Genomic DNA, 19,452 nt, shown 5'->3' with positions numbered 1-19,452 from the left:
AAATTAAAATTTATAAGTTACGGTTAAGCTTGCATTTCTAGGACTTCCAGGAAATAATCTCAAATAATTTTGAGCGCCTAACCAATACGTTTTATTAAGCAGATTTCCTGCATTCAAGGCAATCTGCATATTGCCATTATTTGGTTTATAATAAAGCGCTGCATCAAAAATAGTAAAGTCAGGAAGTGTAAAATCTCTTGTAAACCAAGGCACTTTACTGCTTTGATACTGCATTCCCAATCCAATCCCGAAATCATCTAAAGCTGAATCAGAAGCAAAGTTGTAGCGTGTCCATAAATTGGCGCTGTTTTTTGGTGTATTTTGCTTTCTTTGCCCAATTAGAGAAACATTGGCATCGTTTGTAATTTCGGCATCGATATAACTGTAAGAAGCGTTTATCTGCCAATCTTTAGTAATATAACCGGCAAGATCGCATTCAAAACCACGGCTTCTTTCAGAACCTCTGGTTACTAGCAAATCGGGATTTACAGGATCATTGGCGTTCATCAAAATATTACGCTGATCAATTTCGTAAATCGCCGCGTTAAAACTTACGGTATTATTAAAGAAAACAGCTTTCATTCCAAACTCTTTCAAATCACTTTCCAATGGTTTAAACAAACTTCCAGCAGGTAAGCTTCCCGTTTGCGGCATCAAAGTCGTTGTATTCGATTGTGGCTGATATCCTTCTAAATAGGTTGTATAGACATTTATTTCATTATTGATAGCGTACGTAACTCCAATTCTAGGCAGTAAAGCAGATTTTTTGACTGTTAATTCCTTATTTGATTTGTAGTTTGTAACATCCTCAAACCATTCGTTTCGTAGTCCCAACAAAAAAGTAAATTTTTCCCATTGAATTTGATCCTGAATGTAAACCGCATTGGTTGTAGTAAGAGCAGATGGAAGCGCTGTACGAACATTCATGACATAATCCTGCGTATTTCTCAACGCATAAGAAGGATTGTTCAAATCGAAGAAATTGACATTTGGTTTGGGTAATGCAACATCGTTTACAGTAACCGTTTGATAATTTGAAGCATTGGCTGGAACAAAAGAACTGGCAACCGTTCCGTCTTTTAAAAGATACCCTCTCGCAGCATTTTGACCGCCACCAATATTTTTATTCCAACTGCTCAAATCATATCCAGTTAATAACTTATGATTGAGTTTTCCTGTTTTAAAATCAAAATTAAAATAAGCACTCAAATTGTCAATATCCCAATATTGCTGGCGCTGTACAAATTGCATCATGGCTAAACTTGTCACAGGCTGATTGTTCATATCAACTGCAAAAGCATTTGTTGTGCGATGTTCCTGGAGATTTTCTGTCCAAGTTTGCTTCATGTACGATGCATTGAAGCCAATTTTTGAAGTGAATTTATGTGCAAAATTCGTCATCAAAATCATTTCTTTAGATTTAAAATAATCTCCAGAAGCACCTAAATTCAAACTGATTGGAGTTTTATTTAAATCAGTTTTACCGGCAACAGCACCAAAAATAGGTTGCCCGCGATCTAGAACTCCAGTCATGTCACTTAAAATCAATTCGGTATTGATGGCCGTTTTTTCATTAGGAATATAAGTGAACGAAGGAGAAATCAAGAAGGATTTATTGTTGACCAAATCACGAAATGATTTTGCTTCCTGATATGCTCCGTTTACACGATATAAAAGTGTTTTAGAATCGTTTAAAGGTCCTGTAAAATCTAAAGTCCCGCGAAGTGTGCTAAAACTTCCAACAGTAAGGCTAACTTCTTTACGGTCAATAGCAAGCGGTTTTTTCGTAACCATATTAATACTTCCCCCTGGATCAACAGAAGAAAATGTCGCGCTCGACGGACCTTTAATTACTTCAACTCGCTCAATATTACTTGTTAATGGCTGTAGAAAATAATATTGTCTGGTTCGCATTCCGTTGATAATCTGGCCTTCTTCATTTTGACTGATCCCACGAATGGTATATTGATTGTAATAACTCGCTGGAATTACGCCGCTTGCCATTTTGACAACATCGGCCAAATAAATAGCGCCTTTATCGGCAATTAATTCTTTGGTAATGCTCGAAATAGATTGCGGAATATCCTTATTTAAAGTCGCCGTTTTTGTTGCAGAAAAAGAATAATCGCTGTTGTATTTTCGCGTCGAGCGTCCTATAATTTCTACTGTTTGGAGTTCATTGCGTTTGGCTTCTACTTCTAGAGAATCCTTACCAATGCTGTCTCTTATTTTTTGATTGCTCTGTGCGTTTAAACTTGAAAAAGTGCCCGCTATAAAAATTAAAAAAAGTTGCTGTTTCATTTTTCGATTAAACGGTTTGTAAATACAAATCTTCTAGTTCATTGGCCGAAATTTTCTCCGCTTCAATCACGGTAACCAAGTTTCCTTGTTTCATAATACCGATGTGACTAGCCACTTCGCGCGCCCTGAAAATATCGTGAGTTGCCATTAAAATGGCTGTTCCGTCTGCAGAAAGTTCTTTCAGAATCTGAGAAAATTCATTAGATGCTTTAGGATCTAAACCGCTTGTTGGTTCGTCCAATAAAAGCACTTTTGCTCTTTTGGCGATAGCAATGGCAATTCCGACTTTTTGGCGCATTCCTTTAGAATAACCGCCCAGATTTTGGTCGTGTGCTTTGGTTTGTAATCCTGCTTTATTCAAAAAGTAAACCAGTTCTCCTTTAGAGTATTTGAAACCTGCCAAAGAAGAGAAAAATTTAAGATTTTCTAATCCAGTTAAATTCGGATATAACATTACCGTTTCAGGAATGTAGGCAACAAATTCCTTTGTCGTTTTAGCGTTTAAGTCAACTGGTATACCGTTAATGGTTAAAGTTCCTTCGGTTGGCTCAATAAAACCTAAAAATAGGTTGATTGTGGTGGTTTTTCCAGCACCGTTTTGACCGAGAAGCGCAAATATTTCGCCTTCCTTAATAGTTAAATTTAGCGCATTTAATGCAATATTATCACCGTATTTCTTGGTCAGATTTTCAGCTGTAAGCATAAGTATTTCTTGAATTTGGATTGAATTTTAGTAAATGATAAAGTGATTCCAGACGAAAAATTAATTAGATCGTCTGATTTTTTTTGTTTGAAATGAAAGGGTGAAGTTTACAATGATTTATCCGCAAAGGAGTTCTCAAAAATAGAAAGCGATACGGTAATAATTTTTTATTCTTAAAACAATAGCTTTCTTTCGCTTTAAAGCGAAAAAAGAAATGGATAATAAAAAAAGTAAACTAGATTAAAGCAGGAGGAGCCCTTAAAGCAAATAAACTGCCTTTGAAGAATGTAGAAACCGATTGATTATAAATAAATATCGGTTTAGACTCAATTTGTGTTTTTTGAAAAATTACAGCCTGAATTGAATTCGGAATAAAAGTACTGAAAGCAAAATGACAAAAATGACATTTTGTATCGACTTCATGGCTGTGAGTTATTTCTTTTTGATTAGCACTTGTATGGTGTACACAAGGTTTTTCAGAAAGCTGTTTGAAAAGATGTTCGTAAGAGTGCACGGTCTGAAACAGCATGGCGCACAATACTGCAAAAGATGCTAAGAAATTTACTAATACGATTCTCTTTTTCATTCCAACACATTTCTGTGCAATCTTAAGTGTTTAATACTTAAATAAATAATCGCAACAGAGTTGCAAATATAGACATCTTATTTTTAAATGCTATAAAGACATTGTTTTTTTATTTTTAATTTCTAATTAAAACCCTTTAAAAAACAACAACTTTACAGGTTATTTTATAGCAATTGTAAAGTGTAAAAATCTGACGAATTTTCAAAATTACTTTTATTTTTTACATTATAAAAATAATAAATTAGAATTTTTGAACTAAAAAGTACCGTTGAAATAATTTTTTTTTGTCCTTTAGGTATTTCATCAGAAATACTAGTCTCGTAATTTCTATTAACAGAAAAAATAGTATTAATATGTCAGTTTTTTGTTATAAAATGCAATTTTAACTCGGAATTCTGTTATAATTTTCCTAGTTTTACTCAGATAGCAGTTTTAAAACTGTTGAAATAAAATAAAATTTGGATTGATATTTAACACGTGATAGTATCAATTTTTCTAACGAGCATTCCGCTCATTTAAAATACAAATGCTTATGAAAATAGGATTAATCGGATTCGGAAAAACTGGAAAATCAGTAGCTTCAATATTATTAGAAAATAAAAAATTCTGCTTAGAATGGGTTTTGAGACAAAGTACTGTTTTAGAACACAGATCGGTGCCAGAATTTTTTGGAGTGGAGTCAGACGAACCCGGCTTAATCTATTCAAGTTCAAAAACTTCTATTGAAGAATTGCTAGAAAAACATCCTGTTGATGTAATTATTGACTTTTCTTCTCATCAAGGAATTTATACTTACGGTGAAGTTGCCGCAAAAAAGAATGTAAAAATAATCTCGGCTATTTCTCATTATAAAGATAAAGAACTCCAGTTTTTAAAGAAATTGGGACAGAAAACAACGGTTTTTTGGTCGCCAAATATTACTTTAGGCGTCAATTATTTATTATTTGCAGCCAAATTTCTAAAGAAAATTGCGCCTTGGGTTGATATTGAAGTTAATGAAGAACACTTTAAAGCTAAGGAAGGAACTTCTGGAACTGCTATAAAAATAGCTGAAGCGTTAGATGTTGATAAAGAAAATATCAATTCGGTGAGAGCAGGAGGTATTGTCGGAAAACATGAAGTTATTTTTGGATTTCCTTTTCAAACGGTACGAATTATTCACGAATCTATTTCAAGAGAAGCCTTTGGAAACGGAGTTATCTTTGTTGCCGAAAATATAAAAGAGAAAGAAAACGGTTTATTCAACTTTGAGGATATCTTAACGCCGTATTTTACTGTTTAGTTATTTGCCACAAAGCCGCAAAGTTTTTTCTTTTTGAAAGAATGGAAGTACTTGACTTCCTGAGCGAAGTTGAACGGTAAATGTAAAATATAATCTCGCAAAGACGCAGAGCCGCTAAGTTTAAACAGCTTATTAAAAAAGAAAAACTCTGCGGCTCTGCGTCTTTGCGAGAAATTCTCTTAAGTATTTTAAATTACTTTATTTCCTAAAAGCCAAAGCTTTCAAATATTCTAAATTCATCTTAGCAATAGAAAGAACGGAAATTCCCTGCAGACATTCGATTTCAGAGGCATGTGCATCTGAGCATGAGCCAAAGTATTCTTCATCCATTTTTTTGACATTGTGAGAGCATGTTTAGAAGCTTTTACTATTCCATAAGGAAGACAAATGCGTTATTTTAATGCCTACAAATAGCGAGCGCTGCACTTGCTTTTTTACAAGTAGCTATACAGTTCCAAAGCCAATACATATTGCAAGATGATTTATAAAATAAAAATTATTGTTTCGTAATTGGAATCGCTTTACTGCTGATATTTGTTTTGATGAAGTAAATTCCAGTAGCAAATTCAGAAATTGAAATCACATTTCCTGAGCCATGTTTGATTTTACTTCCAGTGGTAGAATATACAGTCCATTCCAGTTCTTTTGACAAGTGAAATATTCCTTTTGATGGATTTGGATACACGACAATTTTATTGAATTCTTCATTTGGATTTTCAACACCTAAATTGCAATTTTCAACCATATAAGAAACCGTTTTGGTATTATTTCCGTTTGAATTGCTCACAGTTAATGACACTTGTCTGGTTCCCTCTGTAGAAAAAATTACCGAATGTGGACCAATTCCTGCTGCTGTCGCTGGTGTTGCGCCAGTACCAAAATTCCAAGCATAAGCATCTACAGTTCCTACAGAAACAGAAGTAAAAGTAACGGGATTATTCAAACAGCCCATTTGCGGTGTAAATTCAAAATCGGCAATAGGTGTAGTGGTGCTTGCAGACAATACAAATTCCATTTTATTTACATTGATGTCGTTTTCTTCAAAATACAAAGTGATAACATGCGTACCCTGCGTTAATGCTATGTTTGGAATAGCAACAGTCTGCCAGTTCTGAAAACCTCCTGTATTTGGAATATTTACCACTCCAGTTACATTGACACCATCTACTTCAAGATGGAGTTTTCTGGTATTATATGGAGTAGCAATTCTAAGATTGATGGTATAATTTCCAGTTGTATTTACTTTTGCTGTGTATTTTAACCATTCATCTTTAGCAACATAAGCAAGATTAAATCCGCCTTCATTGCAAGCTTCAGTTCCAACACCGTCGCCGGCTCTGTAAGCAGTATCGCCACCGCCGTTTTTATCTAAAACTGCTCCAGGACCAATATCGTAATTTTCAGCTTCAATAATTCCTGGTATTTGAGCAATTATTCCTTGATAAGGTGCATTTTGAAGAGTTGTTGAAGTATAAAATGCAGTATAAGTAATTGCTCCCGAGGCAGGAGCTTTAAAAGACTGATTAGCCAATCCGCCTTGACTCCAGTGATCAAAATCATAGCGAATATTTCCAACATATTGAGGCGTTGGAGCATTTAAAGTTTGTAAACCAGCATTTGCCACAACCTGTTTTGTTGAAGGTGCTGTAACGGGTTTTTGATTGAATTCTAAATTTAATGGTACTGGCGAGCTAGCTGCAGTGACATCGACTAAATTAGGTTTAATGTCTACAAAAGTTGTGGCAGTTAATCCGTTGCTGTCGGTTACTTTTACAGTAAATCTGTACCAAACATTCGGTGTTTTTTCGCCTTGATTGGAAGCGGTAAAATTTCCTGATTTCACACCCTGCGGACTTGCTCCGGGATGTGAATGACCAGCACCGGGAATATCTTCGTGAAAAAGATCGATGCTCCAAGAAAAAGCACTTGCGGGCAATGTTCCGTCTTCAATATCAGTAGCTATAGCTTCAAAAGGGATAATATCATCTGCATTCCATTTTAATGTTGGTAAAGGAGAAACAATTGTTACCGTTGGTTTATTGCTAAATGGCGTTACGGTCAAGGTTGCAGGATTACTGGTTACGTTTCCAGCTGTATTCGTGACAATCACTTTGTAAGCTCCTGCATTTGCATTAGTTACATTTGGGATTGTATAAGTTGCCCCAGTCGCACCATTGATATTTGCATTATTAAATTGCCATTGATAAGTTAAACCTGTCCCACTCGCCGAAACCGTAAAAGTAACAGGATTAGTTTCCATTATAGATTGAGAAACAGGATGATTAACAATCGTTGGAGCAGCAGTTTCAATATAATCGAGTTTGATTAAAGAGCCGTTATTTCCGTAAGCACAATAGTAAATATAACCATCATTTCCGAGCATCATTCCAAGAGCATATTGCTGTGGAGCAGTAAAGAAAGTTGTGGAAACTGGATCTGCAACATTTGGATCAAAAGATCTTATTTCTGTTCTTACATAATCTTTAATGATAAATTTTCCTTGAAGATTAGGATAACGAGATATTGTCGGATTATAAAGTAACCCATTGGTTAACGCATTTCCTATGCTTCCAGTCGCGTAAGTAAATATCGGATTGGTAAATAAATTAGTTTCAGTTTGTTTTCCGTCTCCTCCCTGCTGATGTCCCCAGGCATAATTGCGAATAGCAGGATTACTGATTTCATTTACTTCTTCCCATGAAGTGCCAACATCTAGAACAAATAATTTGTTGGCAACAGGATTTGCAACCAATCTCCATGGATTTCTGAAACCGTAAACCCAGATGCTTTGTCTTTGTACAGAACCACTTCCATAATACGGATTTCCAGGTGCTGGCTGTCCGTCTTCGGTTAAACGAAGAATTTTTCCTTTATAAGTGTCTAAATCCTGAGAGTTGGTATTTTGTTGACTGTCACCAACAGTGACATAAAGATAACCATTGAAGAACTTTAAATCACCACCGTTATGAAATCCACCTCCAATCGGTTCCAAAAGCAAAATTTCTTGTCTGCTAATTACTTGATTGGCATTATCTATTTTGATTCTCTCAATACGGTGACGTATTACAGTTCCGTCATTAATAGAATAAAAAACATAAATATATCCGTTTGCAGCAAAGTTAGGGTGCAGCGTTAATCCAAGCAAACCTTGTTCATTGTCGGTTACGGTAGTCACATTAAAAACCGTTGAAACTGTATTGTTTTGAAACACTTTCACAATACCGCCTCTTTCTGCTATAAATATTCTTCCGTCTGGAGATTGCTCCAATGCTAATCCTTCTTTAATTACAGCTGTAGGTGCAAGGTTTTGAGTAATGTATTGTGAGTGAGATTTTAATGAAACTAATAAAGCGAAAATTGCCAGTAAATAGCTAAACAATTGCTTTTTGATGTTAAAAAGTAGATTTCTTCTCATAATTATTCAGAATTTTTAAGGATTTGGGTAATCAAATTTAATCCTTTTCTGTATAATTATTTGAAATTCAAATGTTATGTTTTTTAGAAATGGCTAATAACATTTTCAAAACCAGAAAAACGCTGTGATGACAATTTTGCTGTAAAGTTTTTGTAGTGTTTGAGTTCTTCGCCAAATAGCTTTAAAATCTATTTTCCGATAATCTCTTTTCGGTGTAAAGTTCCCCAATCTTTTAAAGCCATGATTACATTCGTCAGCGATTGGCTGTGTTCTGTTCGGGAATATTCTACTGTTGGCGGAAAAGTATCATACACTTTTCTAGTAACAAGTTTATTGATTTCTAAATCCTTAAGTTCCTTAGAAAGCATCTTATCTGTAATACCGTTGATGTCCTTCGAAATTTCATTGAATCGTTTGGGTCTGTCGGACAATGCAATTAAAATAGGAAGCTTCCATCTTCCGCTTAATACTTCCAAAGCATCTCTAACGGGAAGTAATGCACCCATACATTCTTGTGGTTTGCAATCCTTTTTGGGTGTTTCCTGTGGTTTTGTGTCGATTTCCATAATTTGTTACTTACTATCTCCAAGGATAGCGCTATCCTTGAGGATAGTACTATAAAAGGGATAGTAAATGTAGATAAGTTTGTATTGAAAAACAAATCTATAAATTATGAGCCAAAAAATTTTACAAATAATAACGAGTACTAATGGAGAAAATTCATTTAGTAATCAATTGTCCAACGCAGTAATAGAAAAATTAGCAGCAGGGCAACCCGACACAAAAGTGCAGACACTTGATCTGACAAAAACACCATTACCTTATTTAACCAATTCTCATATAAGTGCGGTTTATACTCCTGAAGAAGCGCACACACCGGAGCAAAGAGCGACTTTAAAATATTCAGATGATGCTATAAATACTTTGTTAGAATCTGATGTTATTGTAATTGGCGTGCCTTTGTACAACTTTGGAATTCCTGCAGTTTTAAAGGGATGGATTGATCAAATTGCCAGGGCAGGAAAGACTTTTAGTTATAGCGCAGAAGGACCAAAAGGATTGGTAACAGATAAAAAAGTATATCTCTCAATTGCTTCAGGAGCTATATTTTCTGAGGGTCCGTACAAAAGCTATGATTTTTCAGAATCGTATCTTCGAGCTGTATTTGGATTTTTAGGAATGACCGATGTAACTACTTTCCGTGTAGAAGGAACTGCAATTCCTGATTTTGCAGAAAGTGCTTTGCCAAAGGCTTTGTCTTCGGTTGAGGAATTTACTTTTTAATAAAAAAAAAATCTGCTTAATCTGTCAAATCTGCGAGAGCATCTTTTTGCTCGCAGATTTGACAGATTAAGCAGATTTATAAATTCAAATTGATATATTGTTGAAATGCAAAAAGTTATTTTTCAATGATCATAGTGACTCCTTGTCCGCCTGCGGCACAAATGGAGATTAAACCTTTTCCAGCACCTTTTTCGTTTAGCAGTTTTGCCATTACGCCAATAATTCTGCCGCCTGTCGCCGCAAATGGGTGAGCAGCCGCTAGACTACTTCCTTTTACGTTTAATTTATTTCGATCTATTGCCCCAAGTGTTTTCTTTAAACCTATTTCAGCGCTCAATTCAGGACTTTCCCATATTTTTAAAGTTGCTAAAGTTTGAGCTGCAAAGGCTTCGTGAATTTCATAAAAATCAAAATCTTGTAAATTTAATTCTGCCTTTTCAAGCATTCTCGAAGCAGCAAATAAAGGCGCTAATAATAGATTCTGCTGATTTTTAACGTACTCAATTGCAGCAATTTCTGCAAAAGTAATATAAGCCAGTATTGGAAGACCTTGTTCTTTTGCCCATTCTTCGCTTGCTAAAAGAATACAAGAAGCTCCATCAGTAAGAGGAGTAGAATTTCCTGCTGTCAAAGTACCGTTTACCTTATCGAAGGCAGGATTTAGTTTCGCTAATTTTTCAATTGTACTGTCTCTTCTTAGATTATTGTCTTTTTCTAATCCGTTGAAAGGCGTAATCATATCGTCAAAGAATCCTTCGTCGTATGCTTTAGCCATATTCAAATGACTTTTTAAGGCAAATTGATCTTGTTCTTCACGAGATATTTTATAATATTTTGCGGTAATTTCGGTATGTCCGCCCATTGAAAGTCCCGTTTGAGATTCTTCATTTTTAGGTACAAGCGGACTTAAATCTTTTGGACGTAGTTTCAAAAAAGTTTTGATTTTTCCGCCTAATGATTTTGCATATCGAGCTTCTAATAATATTTTTCTAAGTTTTTCGCTAACTGCAATTGGCATATCGCTGATTGAATCTACACCGCCAGCAATTCCAGAATCAATCTGACCTAAAGCAATTTTATTAGCAATGTAGATGGCACTTTCGATTCCTGTATCACAAGCTTGCTGTAAATCGCAGGCAGGAGTTGCAGGATCTAGGCTAGTTTGCATTACGCATTCGCGAATCAAATTATTGTCGTACGTATGTTTGATCACGGCACCTCCGGCAACTTCACCTAATAATTTTCCTTTCAAATTATATTTATCAATTAAACCATTAAGAGCAGCAATCATCATTTCTTTATTTCCAACATTAGAATAAGCTGTGTTTGCTCTTGCAAAAGGAATTCTATTATAACCTACAATAGCTACTTTTTTTATCGTATTTGATTTCATTTCAGTACTTTATTAATTGAAATAGTAAATAGTTATTCGGAATATAAAGATAGACATACAATCTGGTTTATAGACTTAATGTAGATTAATTTCTAAGGAAATACATCATAAGTATTTTTTTGAATTTTAATTCCTTACTAATTTACTATAAATCGTGATATTTATTTAGAATGAATAAAAATAATTTGGAAAAGTTAAGTTTTGAATTTACTTTTGTCGCATAAAATTTAAAACCAAACCAAAATGAAAATTATTTTTGATGCAAAAGTTTATTTTTTCGTGTTGTTTTTGAGTTCAATAAGTATGATTGGACAGCAGCTTGGAAATATAAATGGAAAAGTTTCCTTGAGTGGAAATAAACCTGCAGGAGATGTTTCTGTAACTTTAAAAGGAACAAAATATTCAGATGTTACTAGTGTTTCAGGACATTACGAAATTAAAAATATAAAACCAGGAACATACACTATTCTTTTAAAAGGAGTAGGTATTCAGCCAATTGAAGAAAGTATTGTGGTAAGTTCAAAACAGACTACAATTAAAAACTTTATGCTTTCAGAAAGTCAGGAAGATCTTGAAGAAGTTGTTATTAAAAAGAATAAATACAAGCAAGACAAACCTTCTTTGTCATTACGTCTTCAGACTCCAGTTTTAGAAATTCCTCAAAATATTCAAATCGTAAGTGCTCAAACTTTAAAAGATCAGCAGATTACAAGTATGAGCGATGGAGTTATTCGTAACGTGAGTGGTGCTGTTCGTTTGGAGCATTGGGGAGATTTATATACTAATATTACTATGAGAGGTTCTCAAATTCAAGCTTTTAGAAATGGATTTAATGTTGTTTCTTCTTTCTGGGGACCATTGACAGAAGACATGAGTTTTGTAGATCATATCGAGTTTGTAAAAGGACCAGCAGGATTTATGCTTTCAAGCGGAGATCCAAGCGGTTTATACAATGTAGTAACTAAAAAACCAACGGGAGTTACAAAAGGAGAAGTGAGTGTGCTTGGCGGAAGCTACGATTTTTACAGAGTAAGCGTTGACTTTGACGGGAAATTAGATAAAAAAGGGAAATTGCTTTATAGATTTAACGGAGCAGCACAAAACAAAGGTTCTCACCGTCAATTTGAAAGAAACAACCGTTATGTAATTGCTCCTGTACTTTCTTATCAGATTGATGATAAAACAAAAATTACAGCAGAATATAATTTTCAGTATGCTAATATGACTGAGGTTGGTTCTTATTACGTTTTCGGACCAGCAGCGGGAGGTTATGCAACTCTTCCAGTTGGTTTTACAATGACGCAGCCAGGATTACCTGATACCAATATTCAGGATCATAGTGGATATCTTCAGTTTGAACATAAGTTTGACGAAAACTGGAAACTTAGTGCACAAACTTCTTATTTTAAATACATTCAGCAAGGATATAGCTCTTGGCCAGGTGTTGTTGGTCCAGGTCCAGCTGATAGAGATTTTGACGGTGTTCCTGAAGGAAATCTTGCTTATGGAGATATTATTAGAAATGTTGGTATTTGGGATGCAGAAAGCAACATGTATTTGGGACAAGTATTTGTAAACGGAAAATTCAATACTGGCAATGTTACTCATAAAATACTGGCTGGTATCGATTTAGGAAGCAAAGATTATATGGCAGATTGGGGACAATCTCATGATTTGGATACTGTTGATAATCCATTTAATGTTTATAATCCAAATTACGGAACGCCATCGAATGGTTTTCCGCAATTTGATCACGATACTCCTTTAAGCCAAAGAGCTGGAGGACTTTATGGCTCAGAATATGCGGCTGGTTATATTCAGGATGAACTTGGTTTTTTTGAGAATAAAATGAGATTGACTCTTGCTGCAAGATATACATGGATTAGCCAAACTAGCAGCTATGAGGCAGAACCAATTGAAGATAGCCACATTACACCTCGTGCCGGTTTAAGTTATTCTATTACTGATGATTTTGCAGTTTACGGATTATACGATCAAGCCTTTACACCTCAATCGGGTGTTGTGAGAAATGGTGATATAAAACCTCTTACAGGAAATAATGTTGAATTTGGAATTAAGAAAGATTGGTTTGATGGTTCTTGGAATACAAGTTTATCTGTTTACAATATCTTAAAGAAGAATGAGTTAACGGCAGATCCTAATAATCAGCCAAACGAACAATATAAAATAGTTCTAGGTGAAAAAAGAGCGCGTGGTGTTGAATTTGATTTGAGAGGAAAAATCTTTGATGGCCTAAATCTGATCGCAAATTATGCCTTTACAGAATCAACTGTGACTAAAATAGATCCAGATGTTTCTCAAGCTAATGGTATTAAGGTGGGTGATATTGTGCCAGGTTATGCAAAACATACCGCAAATGCATGGTTAAATTATACACTTCAAAATGGTAAACTAAAGGGATTAGGAGCTTCTATTGGAGGAACTTTCCTTGACGGACGCCAAACAGATACTTGGAGTGCAGGATTAGAAAGATTACCTTCTTACTTTAAATTAGACGGAGGTTTATCTTATGAAACAGGTAAATTTAAAGTTACTGCAAACGTATTCAATATTTTAGATAAATATTTATACAGTGGTTCATACTACAGCTGGTTAAATGCTTATTACTGGCAGACTGAAGCTCCAAGAAACTTTAGAGTTGGTGTTACTTATAAGCTTTAGTTTTTTTGAAGGTTCTGAGGTACTGAGAAGCTAAGATTCTAAGGCTCAAAGTGACAAAGTGACAAAGTAACAAAGTAACAAAGCTTCAGGAATTTTTTAATTGCCTCGAGTTTTAACTGGAGGTAAATAAATTAAGTTTCTAAAAAGGCTTTAGTCAAACATCACTAGTTTGGCTAAAGCCTTTAATATTTGTTCTATATTCTCATGTGGCTAAAGCTGAAAGTTATTCGATTTCTAATGGAAATCCTTTTAATCTGTGTAATCTGTGGCAAAAAAATTATCCCTTCCTAATCAATGGAATCAATTTTGTTCCAATTAATTCGATGGCATTCATTAATTGTTTATGATTTAATCCAGCATTATCCATTTGAAAAGTAAATCGGTCAACTCCTCCAAGTGCTTCACTATGACGAAGAATTTTTTCTGCCGCACGTTCCGGACTTCCAACAATTAAAACACCTAAGTCATCGATCAGTCCATCAAATTTACCTTTTGTTACAGGTGGCCAGCCTCTTTCATATCCTAATTTTGTCCATAATTCGGCATAACCTGGATAATAATCTTCAATAGCGCTTTCTGTAGTTGCACCAATATAACCAGGCGAATGCAATCCTACTTTTAGTTCTTCGGGTTTATAACCTGCAGCTTTTCCAGCTTGACGGTATAAATCGACTAAAGGTTTAAAACGATGCGTTTGTCCGCCAATAACCGCTACCATTAACGGAAGACCCAGCGAGCCAGCTCTTATAAAAGATTCTGGTGTTCCGCCAACTCCAAGCCAAATAGGCATTTTTTGCTGTAAAGCTCTCGGATAAACTGGCAAATCATTAATAGCTGGGCGAAATTTTCCTTGCCAAGTCACAAACTCATTATCTCGAATCTGTAAAAGCAATTCTAATTTTTCGCTGAACAGTGCATCATAATCGTTAAGATTATATCCAAAAAGAGGATAAGCTTCAATAGAAGAACCACGTCCTACAACAATTTCTGCTCTTCCTTTTGAAATTAAATCTAAAGTGGCAAAACTTTGATAAACTCTAACAGGATCTGCCGCACTTAAAACAGAAACGGCACTAGCTAATCGTATATTTTTTGTTCTTGCCGCCGCTGCACTCAGAATAACAGCCGTAGCAGAATCTAAAAATTCTTTTTTATGATGTTCTCCAATTCCGAAAACATCAAGACCAACCTGATCTGCAAATTCAATTCGCTGTAAAAGCTGCTCCATGGCATCAACACTGCTCAGCGTGTTGTTGTCGCCGTACATTGCCGAAGCAAAACTGTCTAGACCTATTTTCATTTTTTTTTAGCTTTAAGCTATAGGCTGTAAGATGTAAGCAATTTTAGGAAGCCTAAAGCCTACAGCTTATAGCCTAAAGCAATATTAATGTGAGAAACCAAATGATATACTTATAATAATAATGAGAATTACGATTAAAGTAATACCAACATACAAATAATCTTTTTCTAATAAAAAAGAGAATAATGAAAGTAAAACACGTAAAACGGGTGTTAAAAACAATAAAATAATTCCTGTAAAAATTAACGACGCTCCATCTCCCTGAATTGCTCCTTGATAAATAGCAGCAATTACTTCGAATATATTACGATCATTTTCTTTAAAAACAGAATAATCTTCAATTTGGCTTCCGTGATTAATTAAGTACACGATTCCACCAATAAAAGCTACTGATAATGAAATCCAAACGCCATAACGAAGTAAGTTTCCGATGATGGTTTGAAAATCTTTTTCTCCAAATTTTTCTTCTTGTACCATATTAGATTTTTCCATTTAGTCCGTTATAAATCATATTTACTGCCAAAACAAAAATCAGACAAGCAAAAAAGATTCTCAATTTCTTCGGATTGGTTCGTACTAAAATTTTAGCACCAGCCATTGCTCCAAATAAAACGCCAATGACAACAGGCATACAAATTCCGGGCTCAATATAGCCTTTTTGAATATATATTACAGAACTCGCCATTGCCGTAACACCCATCATGAAATTACTCGTTGTAGTCGAAACCTTAAACGGAACTCTCATGATATTGTCCATCGCAATTACTTTAAAAGCGCCAGAACCAATTCCTAGTAATCCAGACATCATTCCTGCAATTCCCATCATGCTGAAACCACCAAGAACATTTTTAGTTCCGTATTTTACAACTTGACCATCGTGTGTTGGATAAGTTCCTTCTAATTTAAGCTTTTTGGCCAGCGGACTAGATTCTAATACAATGTGTTCTTCTTTCTTTCGAAGCGAATTAATAGCAGAAAAAATTAGCGTTAAACCGAATAAAACGGCTATAAACGAAGTAGGAGCAACGGTAGAAAGTAATGCACCGCAAACGGCTCCGATAGTGGTGGCGATTTCAAGAAAAATTCCCATTCTCATATTGGTAATTCCTTCTTTTACATAAGCTGCTGCAGAGCCAGAAGAGGTTGCAATTACGGAGACTAAAGCAGCTCCAATAGCATAATGAATGTCGACACCAAGAATAATGGTAAGAAGCGGAATGATAATAATTCCACCTCCCAAGCCTGATAATGAACCGATAAAGCCAGCTAAAAAAGCTCCCAGAATCATAATCAGCGTAAAGGTAAGTATTGTCATTTAAGATATGTTTTTGTATCTGCTAATTTACGAATACAAATTTGTTCGAAACAGCTTTATGACCTTAAATATAGCTTAAAAAATTTTCAGTGATCAGTTTTTAGTTTTCAGTCGCAGTATTCAGTCTCGGTGGTCTCAGGTAGTTTTAGAGTCTAGAAGCTTTGTCAAAGTTTCAAACTTTGACAAAGCTAGCCGTTCTTACCGCAAAGACTGCAACTGAGACTGAATACTGCGACTGATTACTAAAAAACTGAATACTAAAAAAAAGGTATATTTGAAACCATAACGATTACTAAAACAGCAGTATTGAAGAATAAAATACTCACATATTCCTTAACGCATCACAAGAGTTTATTTTCGTATGCAGATCAGAAAGAGTACTTCTATATCGAGACTAGCGAGCATCCTTATATAAGCGAGCCTTATCGTGCCGAAAGCTATGCAATTGAGTTTCTAAGAAAAGGAAGTATAATAATGCATACTGGGCTCGAAACAAAAGTAGTTCATGCTCCAGCTATTATTGCTTTAGGACCTTCCGTAATAAGAAGTTTTTCTAAAAATGAGGATGAAATTCTAATCGATATATTATTTTTTAAACCACAGTTTTTTCTAGAAAATCAAGCAAATGTATTTTTTCTAACACAATATGTTTTTTTTGAAAATAGTGATAACAATACATTTCCACTCGTCAAAACAGATGAAAGCAAGTTTGAACGTATTTTTAGCTTGATCAAAGAAGTGTCAGAAGATCAGTCGAAGCATCAAGCCTCTATTTTGAGAAGTTATTTGTACATTTTAATTTATGAAATTGATGGTATTCAGAAAGAAAAAATTGCCTCGGAAGTACAAAATCCTTTATATGAAAAGTTTAAAGAACTTCTTTTTAAAGACTTTATGAATTTCAGAACCGTACAGCATTATGCAGATGAATTAAATGTAAGCCGAAAATATTTGTCTGAAGTCATCAAAAAACATAGCGGAAAAACGGCTAGTGATTGGATTAGTGAAATGGTAATTTTGGAAGCTAAAGTTTTGTTGCAGAATAAAAAAATGTCAATCAATCAGATAAGCGATTTACTTCATTTTTCTGATCAATCTATTTTTGGAAGGTTTTTTAAAAACTATGAAGGTATTTCGCCTTTAGAATATCGAAAAAAACAGGTCGATTAAAATCATTTTGATGACATTTTGCACAATATAGAAGCCGTTTCGCTCTTTTTTTTGACCAACATTCGGTGCAATTTTGCTTTTTATTTTTAAAGAAAAGAAATGAGTAAAATTGCAAAATTTGTTGTCATAATCAACGATAATGTCTTTTGGATGGAAGAAAAGGCCGTTCAATTCTATACCAATTTATTTAAGCAAAAAGATTTAGGAGAAAAATATGCCGAACAGCATCTTTCTAAAAAGGAGTTGTTTCGAATTCAGAACGATTTTTCTATCGAGATTTTAATGGCTTATCTTGACGAAACTCCACAATCGTATTTAAAATTAGATTCGTCGAGAATTCGAAATGAAAACCTTGGAGTATCAAAAGCAATAAATCTGAGTGAGATTGTTTATTTTGATGAAGAAGATTTAAAAGCGCTTATTAAACGTGCTGAAGAAATTGCTTCTCAGCGAAAACACGATTTAATTTGGGTGAGCGTTTTTGCCGTAGATACTGATTTGATTGATATGCTACGATCATTAAACTACGAAGAATTTGATTGGCAAGAAAGCACTAAAAATCAATTTCCGAAACGAATTTATTTCCGAAAAAATGTGAACTGATTTATTTTTTAGGTTGATGGTTGATGGTTGATGGTTGATGGTTTTTGGTTTTTGGTTGATGGTTGTTAGCGAAAAATTTTTAACTTATCAAACAAAAAACATCAACCTAAAAAACTATATCCTATTGTCAACGGCATAAGATGTTTTACCAATATTGGCAAGTAGTAAAGCCGCCGCCGCACTTGTCCAAACCGAATAATCGAAAGGTGCTTTTACTGAAACAGAAACGGCCATTGCAAAACCAAAGAAGAACAATAAAAAAGCAGTTCCTAAAGCTGCAAGTCTGGTTTTAAATCCGAAAAGCAATAATAAACTCAATAAAATTTCTAAAAAAGTAGCGATTCCGCCTAGAATTTCTGCTGTTGCTTTATTTGCGTAAGGATTTAAAGTATTAGTATAGATAATGAAGTTTTCCCAATTTCCCCAAGCAACACTATTGGAGCCAGGTGCTCCCCAAATTCCAAATCGATCCGCTACATCCGAAAGCATTGTGATTGCTAAAACTATTCTTAAAATTAAACCTGCTTCTAGTATGGTTATGTTTTTCATTCTAATTATTAATTTTTTATTTCGATTTCATTAAACGAATTTCTTTTTTAAAAGTAAAAGAAAATCGTCCGGTCATTTTGTAATAACGACAGAATGAACTTCAAATTGTTTAAAATTATCGATTAAATGCTTAAAAAGCCGACAAAAATTATTTAAACTGTTTTTTGATTGTTTTCAAATTATGATTTCCTGATTTATCATTTCGGCAAAAAAGGCTTTATTTCAGACTTATTTGAAGATGATCCAACTTTTTTCCAACCAAAGTTTTTCTTCCCACAACATTAAATCCGAGTTTTAAATAAAGGTTTTTGGCCAGCGGATTATCTTCTTCAACCAATAATCCTAATGTCTGTTTGTTTTTATGGACATATTCGGCAATTAAAAACTGAAGTAATTTAGAACCAATTCCTTTTCCTTGATGGTTTGGATTTACGCCTAGAGAATCAATATAATATTCTCCGTCCTTTGTTTCAAATTCTGGATCAAATGCTGGATTATAATTTTTCCTTACAAATTCAATTATCGGATTTCGTAATGCTTCAATATCAGAACCTTTATAAATATTGACAGCGCCAATAATTTCATTATTTTCTTCTGCAACAAAGCAATTTTGATAAGAATATTGATTGTTTTCTCTTTCGATGAAATGTTCCAAAAAGTCTTTCGCGGAAGCGTATTCTTCTTTCGCTATAAATTTATAAATGATATCTTCCATTGCTAATAATAATATAGGAGCAATTTGTTTTGAATCGGATATTGTGGCTTTTCTGATATTCATTTTTCATGATTTTAAAGCAAATTTACTTATAAATATATTTTCACGCAGATTGAAAAAGATTTTAGCAGATTTTCTAAGATTTAAAATTAAT

General features: G+C 34.4%; 17 protein-coding genes. 5 read left to right on the top strand and 12 right to left on the bottom strand.

The window, feature by feature from the left end; genetic code table 11:
* Positions 1 to 3: 3 nt before the first annotated feature.
* The 3 genes from LL966_RS06570 to LL966_RS06560 all read right to left on the bottom strand — a co-directional run bounded on the left by LL966_RS06570 (position 4) and on the right by LL966_RS06560 (position 3,590).
* The gene (locus tag LL966_RS06570) at positions 4 to 2,301 is read right to left on the bottom strand and encodes a TonB-dependent siderophore receptor (protein WP_229351435.1); all 2,298 of its coding nucleotides are present in this window, start codon (positions 2,299 to 2,301) and stop codon (positions 4 to 6) included.
* 7 nt (positions 2,302 to 2,308) lie between these two features.
* Positions 2,309 to 3,004, bottom strand: a complete 696-nt coding sequence (locus tag LL966_RS06565) for an ABC transporter ATP-binding protein (RefSeq protein ID WP_229351432.1) — start codon at positions 3,002 to 3,004, stop codon at positions 2,309 to 2,311.
* 235 nt (positions 3,005 to 3,239) lie between these two features.
* Positions 3,240 to 3,590 carry a hypothetical protein gene (locus LL966_RS06560; RefSeq protein WP_229351430.1) on the bottom strand — a complete coding sequence of 117 codons (351 nt, stop codon included), beginning with the start codon at positions 3,588 to 3,590 and terminating at the stop codon, positions 3,240 to 3,242.
* Positions 3,591 to 4,122: 532 nt separating this feature from the next.
* Here LL966_RS06560 and LL966_RS06555 point away from each other — a divergent pair.
* The gene (locus LL966_RS06555) at positions 4,123 to 4,872 is read left to right on the top strand and encodes a 4-hydroxy-tetrahydrodipicolinate reductase (protein WP_229351428.1); all 750 of its coding nucleotides are present in this window, start codon (positions 4,123 to 4,125) and stop codon (positions 4,870 to 4,872) included.
* A 198-nt stretch (positions 4,873 to 5,070) separates the two neighbouring features.
* On the opposite strand, the gene LL966_RS22750 is transcribed toward LL966_RS06555, so the two are convergent.
* From LL966_RS22750 to LL966_RS06545, 3 genes are all read right to left on the bottom strand, one after another.
* Positions 5,071 to 5,202, bottom strand: a complete 132-nt coding sequence (locus tag LL966_RS22750; protein ID WP_262909456.1) for a hypothetical protein — start codon at positions 5,200 to 5,202, stop codon at positions 5,071 to 5,073.
* Positions 5,203 to 5,368: 166 nt separating this feature from the next.
* Positions 5,369 to 8,287: a PQQ-dependent sugar dehydrogenase gene (locus tag LL966_RS06550; protein WP_229351426.1), complete on the bottom strand. Its 2,919-nt coding sequence runs from the start codon at positions 8,285 to 8,287 to the stop codon at positions 5,369 to 5,371.
* A gap of 188 nt (positions 8,288 to 8,475) precedes the next feature.
* Entirely contained in the window at positions 8,476 to 8,853 is a 378-nt protein-coding gene (locus LL966_RS06545; RefSeq protein WP_262909455.1) for a winged helix-turn-helix transcriptional regulator, read from the bottom strand.
* Positions 8,854 to 8,959: 106 nt separating this feature from the next.
* On the opposite strand from LL966_RS06545, the gene LL966_RS06540 reads away from it, so the two are divergent.
* Positions 8,960 to 9,571 (top strand): FMN-dependent NADH-azoreductase, encoded by a 612-nt coding sequence (locus LL966_RS06540; protein WP_229351424.1) that lies wholly within the window; start codon positions 8,960 to 8,962, stop codon positions 9,569 to 9,571.
* 115 nt (positions 9,572 to 9,686) lie between these two features.
* Here the strand turns inward: LL966_RS06540 and LL966_RS06535 are convergent, their stop codons facing one another.
* Positions 9,687 to 10,964, bottom strand: a complete 1,278-nt coding sequence (locus LL966_RS06535; protein ID WP_229351422.1) for an acetyl-CoA C-acetyltransferase — start codon at positions 10,962 to 10,964, stop codon at positions 9,687 to 9,689.
* Positions 10,965 to 11,207: 243 nt separating this feature from the next.
* Here LL966_RS06535 and LL966_RS06530 point away from each other — a divergent pair, with 243 nt between their 5' ends.
* On the top strand, positions 11,208 to 13,646 hold the full coding sequence (locus tag LL966_RS06530) for a TonB-dependent receptor (RefSeq protein ID WP_229351420.1): 2,439 nt from the start codon (positions 11,208 to 11,210) through the stop codon (positions 13,644 to 13,646).
* Between the two features lie 277 nt (positions 13,647 to 13,923).
* Here LL966_RS06530 and LL966_RS06525 read toward each other — a convergent pair whose 3' ends face one another.
* The 3 genes from LL966_RS06525 to LL966_RS06515 form a co-directional block, all read right to left on the bottom strand.
* The gene (locus LL966_RS06525) at positions 13,924 to 14,946 is read right to left on the bottom strand and encodes an LLM class flavin-dependent oxidoreductase (RefSeq protein WP_229351418.1); all 1,023 of its coding nucleotides are present in this window, start codon (positions 14,944 to 14,946) and stop codon (positions 13,924 to 13,926) included.
* 84 nt (positions 14,947 to 15,030) lie between these two features.
* Positions 15,031 to 15,438, bottom strand: coding sequence for a DUF1634 domain-containing protein (locus LL966_RS06520; RefSeq protein WP_229351416.1), 408 nt, complete (start codon positions 15,436 to 15,438; stop codon positions 15,031 to 15,033).
* Positions 15,425 to 16,261, bottom strand: a complete 837-nt coding sequence (locus LL966_RS06515) for a sulfite exporter TauE/SafE family protein (RefSeq protein WP_229351414.1) — start codon at positions 16,259 to 16,261, stop codon at positions 15,425 to 15,427. Before LL966_RS06515 ends, LL966_RS06520 begins: the two co-directional genes overlap by 14 nt.
* Before the next feature lie 306 nt (positions 16,262 to 16,567).
* On the opposite strand from LL966_RS06515, the gene LL966_RS06510 reads away from it, so the two are divergent.
* Together LL966_RS06510 and LL966_RS06505 are read left to right on the top strand one after the other, a co-directional pair.
* Positions 16,568 to 17,431 (top strand): helix-turn-helix domain-containing protein, encoded by an 864-nt coding sequence (locus LL966_RS06510; protein ID WP_229351412.1) that lies wholly within the window; start codon positions 16,568 to 16,570, stop codon positions 17,429 to 17,431.
* 99 nt (positions 17,432 to 17,530) lie between these two features.
* Entirely contained in the window at positions 17,531 to 18,034 is a 504-nt protein-coding gene (locus LL966_RS06505) for a hypothetical protein (RefSeq protein WP_229351409.1), read from the top strand.
* 114 nt (positions 18,035 to 18,148) lie between these two features.
* Here the strand turns inward: LL966_RS06505 and LL966_RS06500 are convergent, their stop codons facing one another.
* The gene (locus LL966_RS06500; protein ID WP_229351406.1) at positions 18,149 to 18,583 is read right to left on the bottom strand and encodes a DoxX family membrane protein; all 435 of its coding nucleotides are present in this window, start codon (positions 18,581 to 18,583) and stop codon (positions 18,149 to 18,151) included.
* A 217-nt stretch (positions 18,584 to 18,800) separates the two neighbouring features.
* Complete coding sequence (locus tag LL966_RS06495; RefSeq protein ID WP_229351404.1) at positions 18,801 to 19,361, bottom strand: GNAT family N-acetyltransferase; 561 nt, start codon at positions 19,359 to 19,361, stop codon at positions 18,801 to 18,803.
* Between the last annotated feature and the right edge of the window lie 91 nt (positions 19,362 to 19,452).

It is taken from the genome of Flavobacterium chungbukense (genome assembly GCF_020805785.1).
Taxonomy (GTDB): Bacteria; Bacteroidota; Bacteroidia; order Flavobacteriales; family Flavobacteriaceae; genus Flavobacterium; species Flavobacterium chungbukense.
This window is presented reverse-complemented; position numbering and strand designations above follow the sequence as displayed.

Bases quoted from the DNA above. Each gene is read 5' to 3' on its own strand.
- LL966_RS06570 (WP_229351435.1), bottom strand. From the start codon at position 2,301: ATGAAACAGCAACTTTTTTTAATTTTTATAGCGGGCACTTTTTCAAGT.
- LL966_RS06565 (WP_229351432.1), bottom strand. From the start codon at position 3,004: ATGCTTACAGCTGAAAATCTGACCAAGAAATACGGTGATAATATTGCA.
- LL966_RS06560 (WP_229351430.1), bottom strand. From the start codon at position 3,590: ATGAAAAAGAGAATCGTATTAGTAAATTTCTTAGCATCTTTTGCAGTA.
- LL966_RS06555 (WP_229351428.1), top strand. From the start codon at position 4,123: ATGAAAATAGGATTAATCGGATTCGGAAAAACTGGAAAATCAGTAGCT.
- LL966_RS22750 (WP_262909456.1), bottom strand. From the start codon at position 5,202: ATGGATGAAGAATACTTTGGCTCATGCTCAGATGCACATGCCTCTGAA.
- LL966_RS06550 (WP_229351426.1), bottom strand. From the start codon at position 8,287: ATGAGAAGAAATCTACTTTTTAACATCAAAAAGCAATTGTTTAGCTAT.
- LL966_RS06545 (WP_262909455.1), bottom strand. From the start codon at position 8,853: ATGGAAATCGACACAAAACCACAGGAAACACCCAAAAAGGATTGCAAA.
- LL966_RS06540 (WP_229351424.1), top strand. From the start codon at position 8,960: ATGAGCCAAAAAATTTTACAAATAATAACGAGTACTAATGGAGAAAAT.
- LL966_RS06535 (WP_229351422.1), bottom strand. From the start codon at position 10,964: ATGAAATCAAATACGATAAAAAAAGTAGCTATTGTAGGTTATAATAGA.
- LL966_RS06530 (WP_229351420.1), top strand. From the start codon at position 11,208: ATGAAAATTATTTTTGATGCAAAAGTTTATTTTTTCGTGTTGTTTTTG.
- LL966_RS06525 (WP_229351418.1), bottom strand. From the start codon at position 14,946: ATGAAAATAGGTCTAGACAGTTTTGCTTCGGCAATGTACGGCGACAAC.
- LL966_RS06520 (WP_229351416.1), bottom strand. From the start codon at position 15,438: ATGGAAAAATCTAATATGGTACAAGAAGAAAAATTTGGAGAAAAAGAT.
- LL966_RS06515 (WP_229351414.1), bottom strand. From the start codon at position 16,261: ATGACAATACTTACCTTTACGCTGATTATGATTCTGGGAGCTTTTTTA.
- LL966_RS06505 (WP_229351409.1), top strand. From the start codon at position 17,531: ATGAGTAAAATTGCAAAATTTGTTGTCATAATCAACGATAATGTCTTT.
- LL966_RS06500 (WP_229351406.1), bottom strand. From the start codon at position 18,583: ATGAAAAACATAACCATACTAGAAGCAGGTTTAATTTTAAGAATAGTT.
- LL966_RS06495 (WP_229351404.1), bottom strand. From the start codon at position 19,361: ATGAATATCAGAAAAGCCACAATATCCGATTCAAAACAAATTGCTCCT.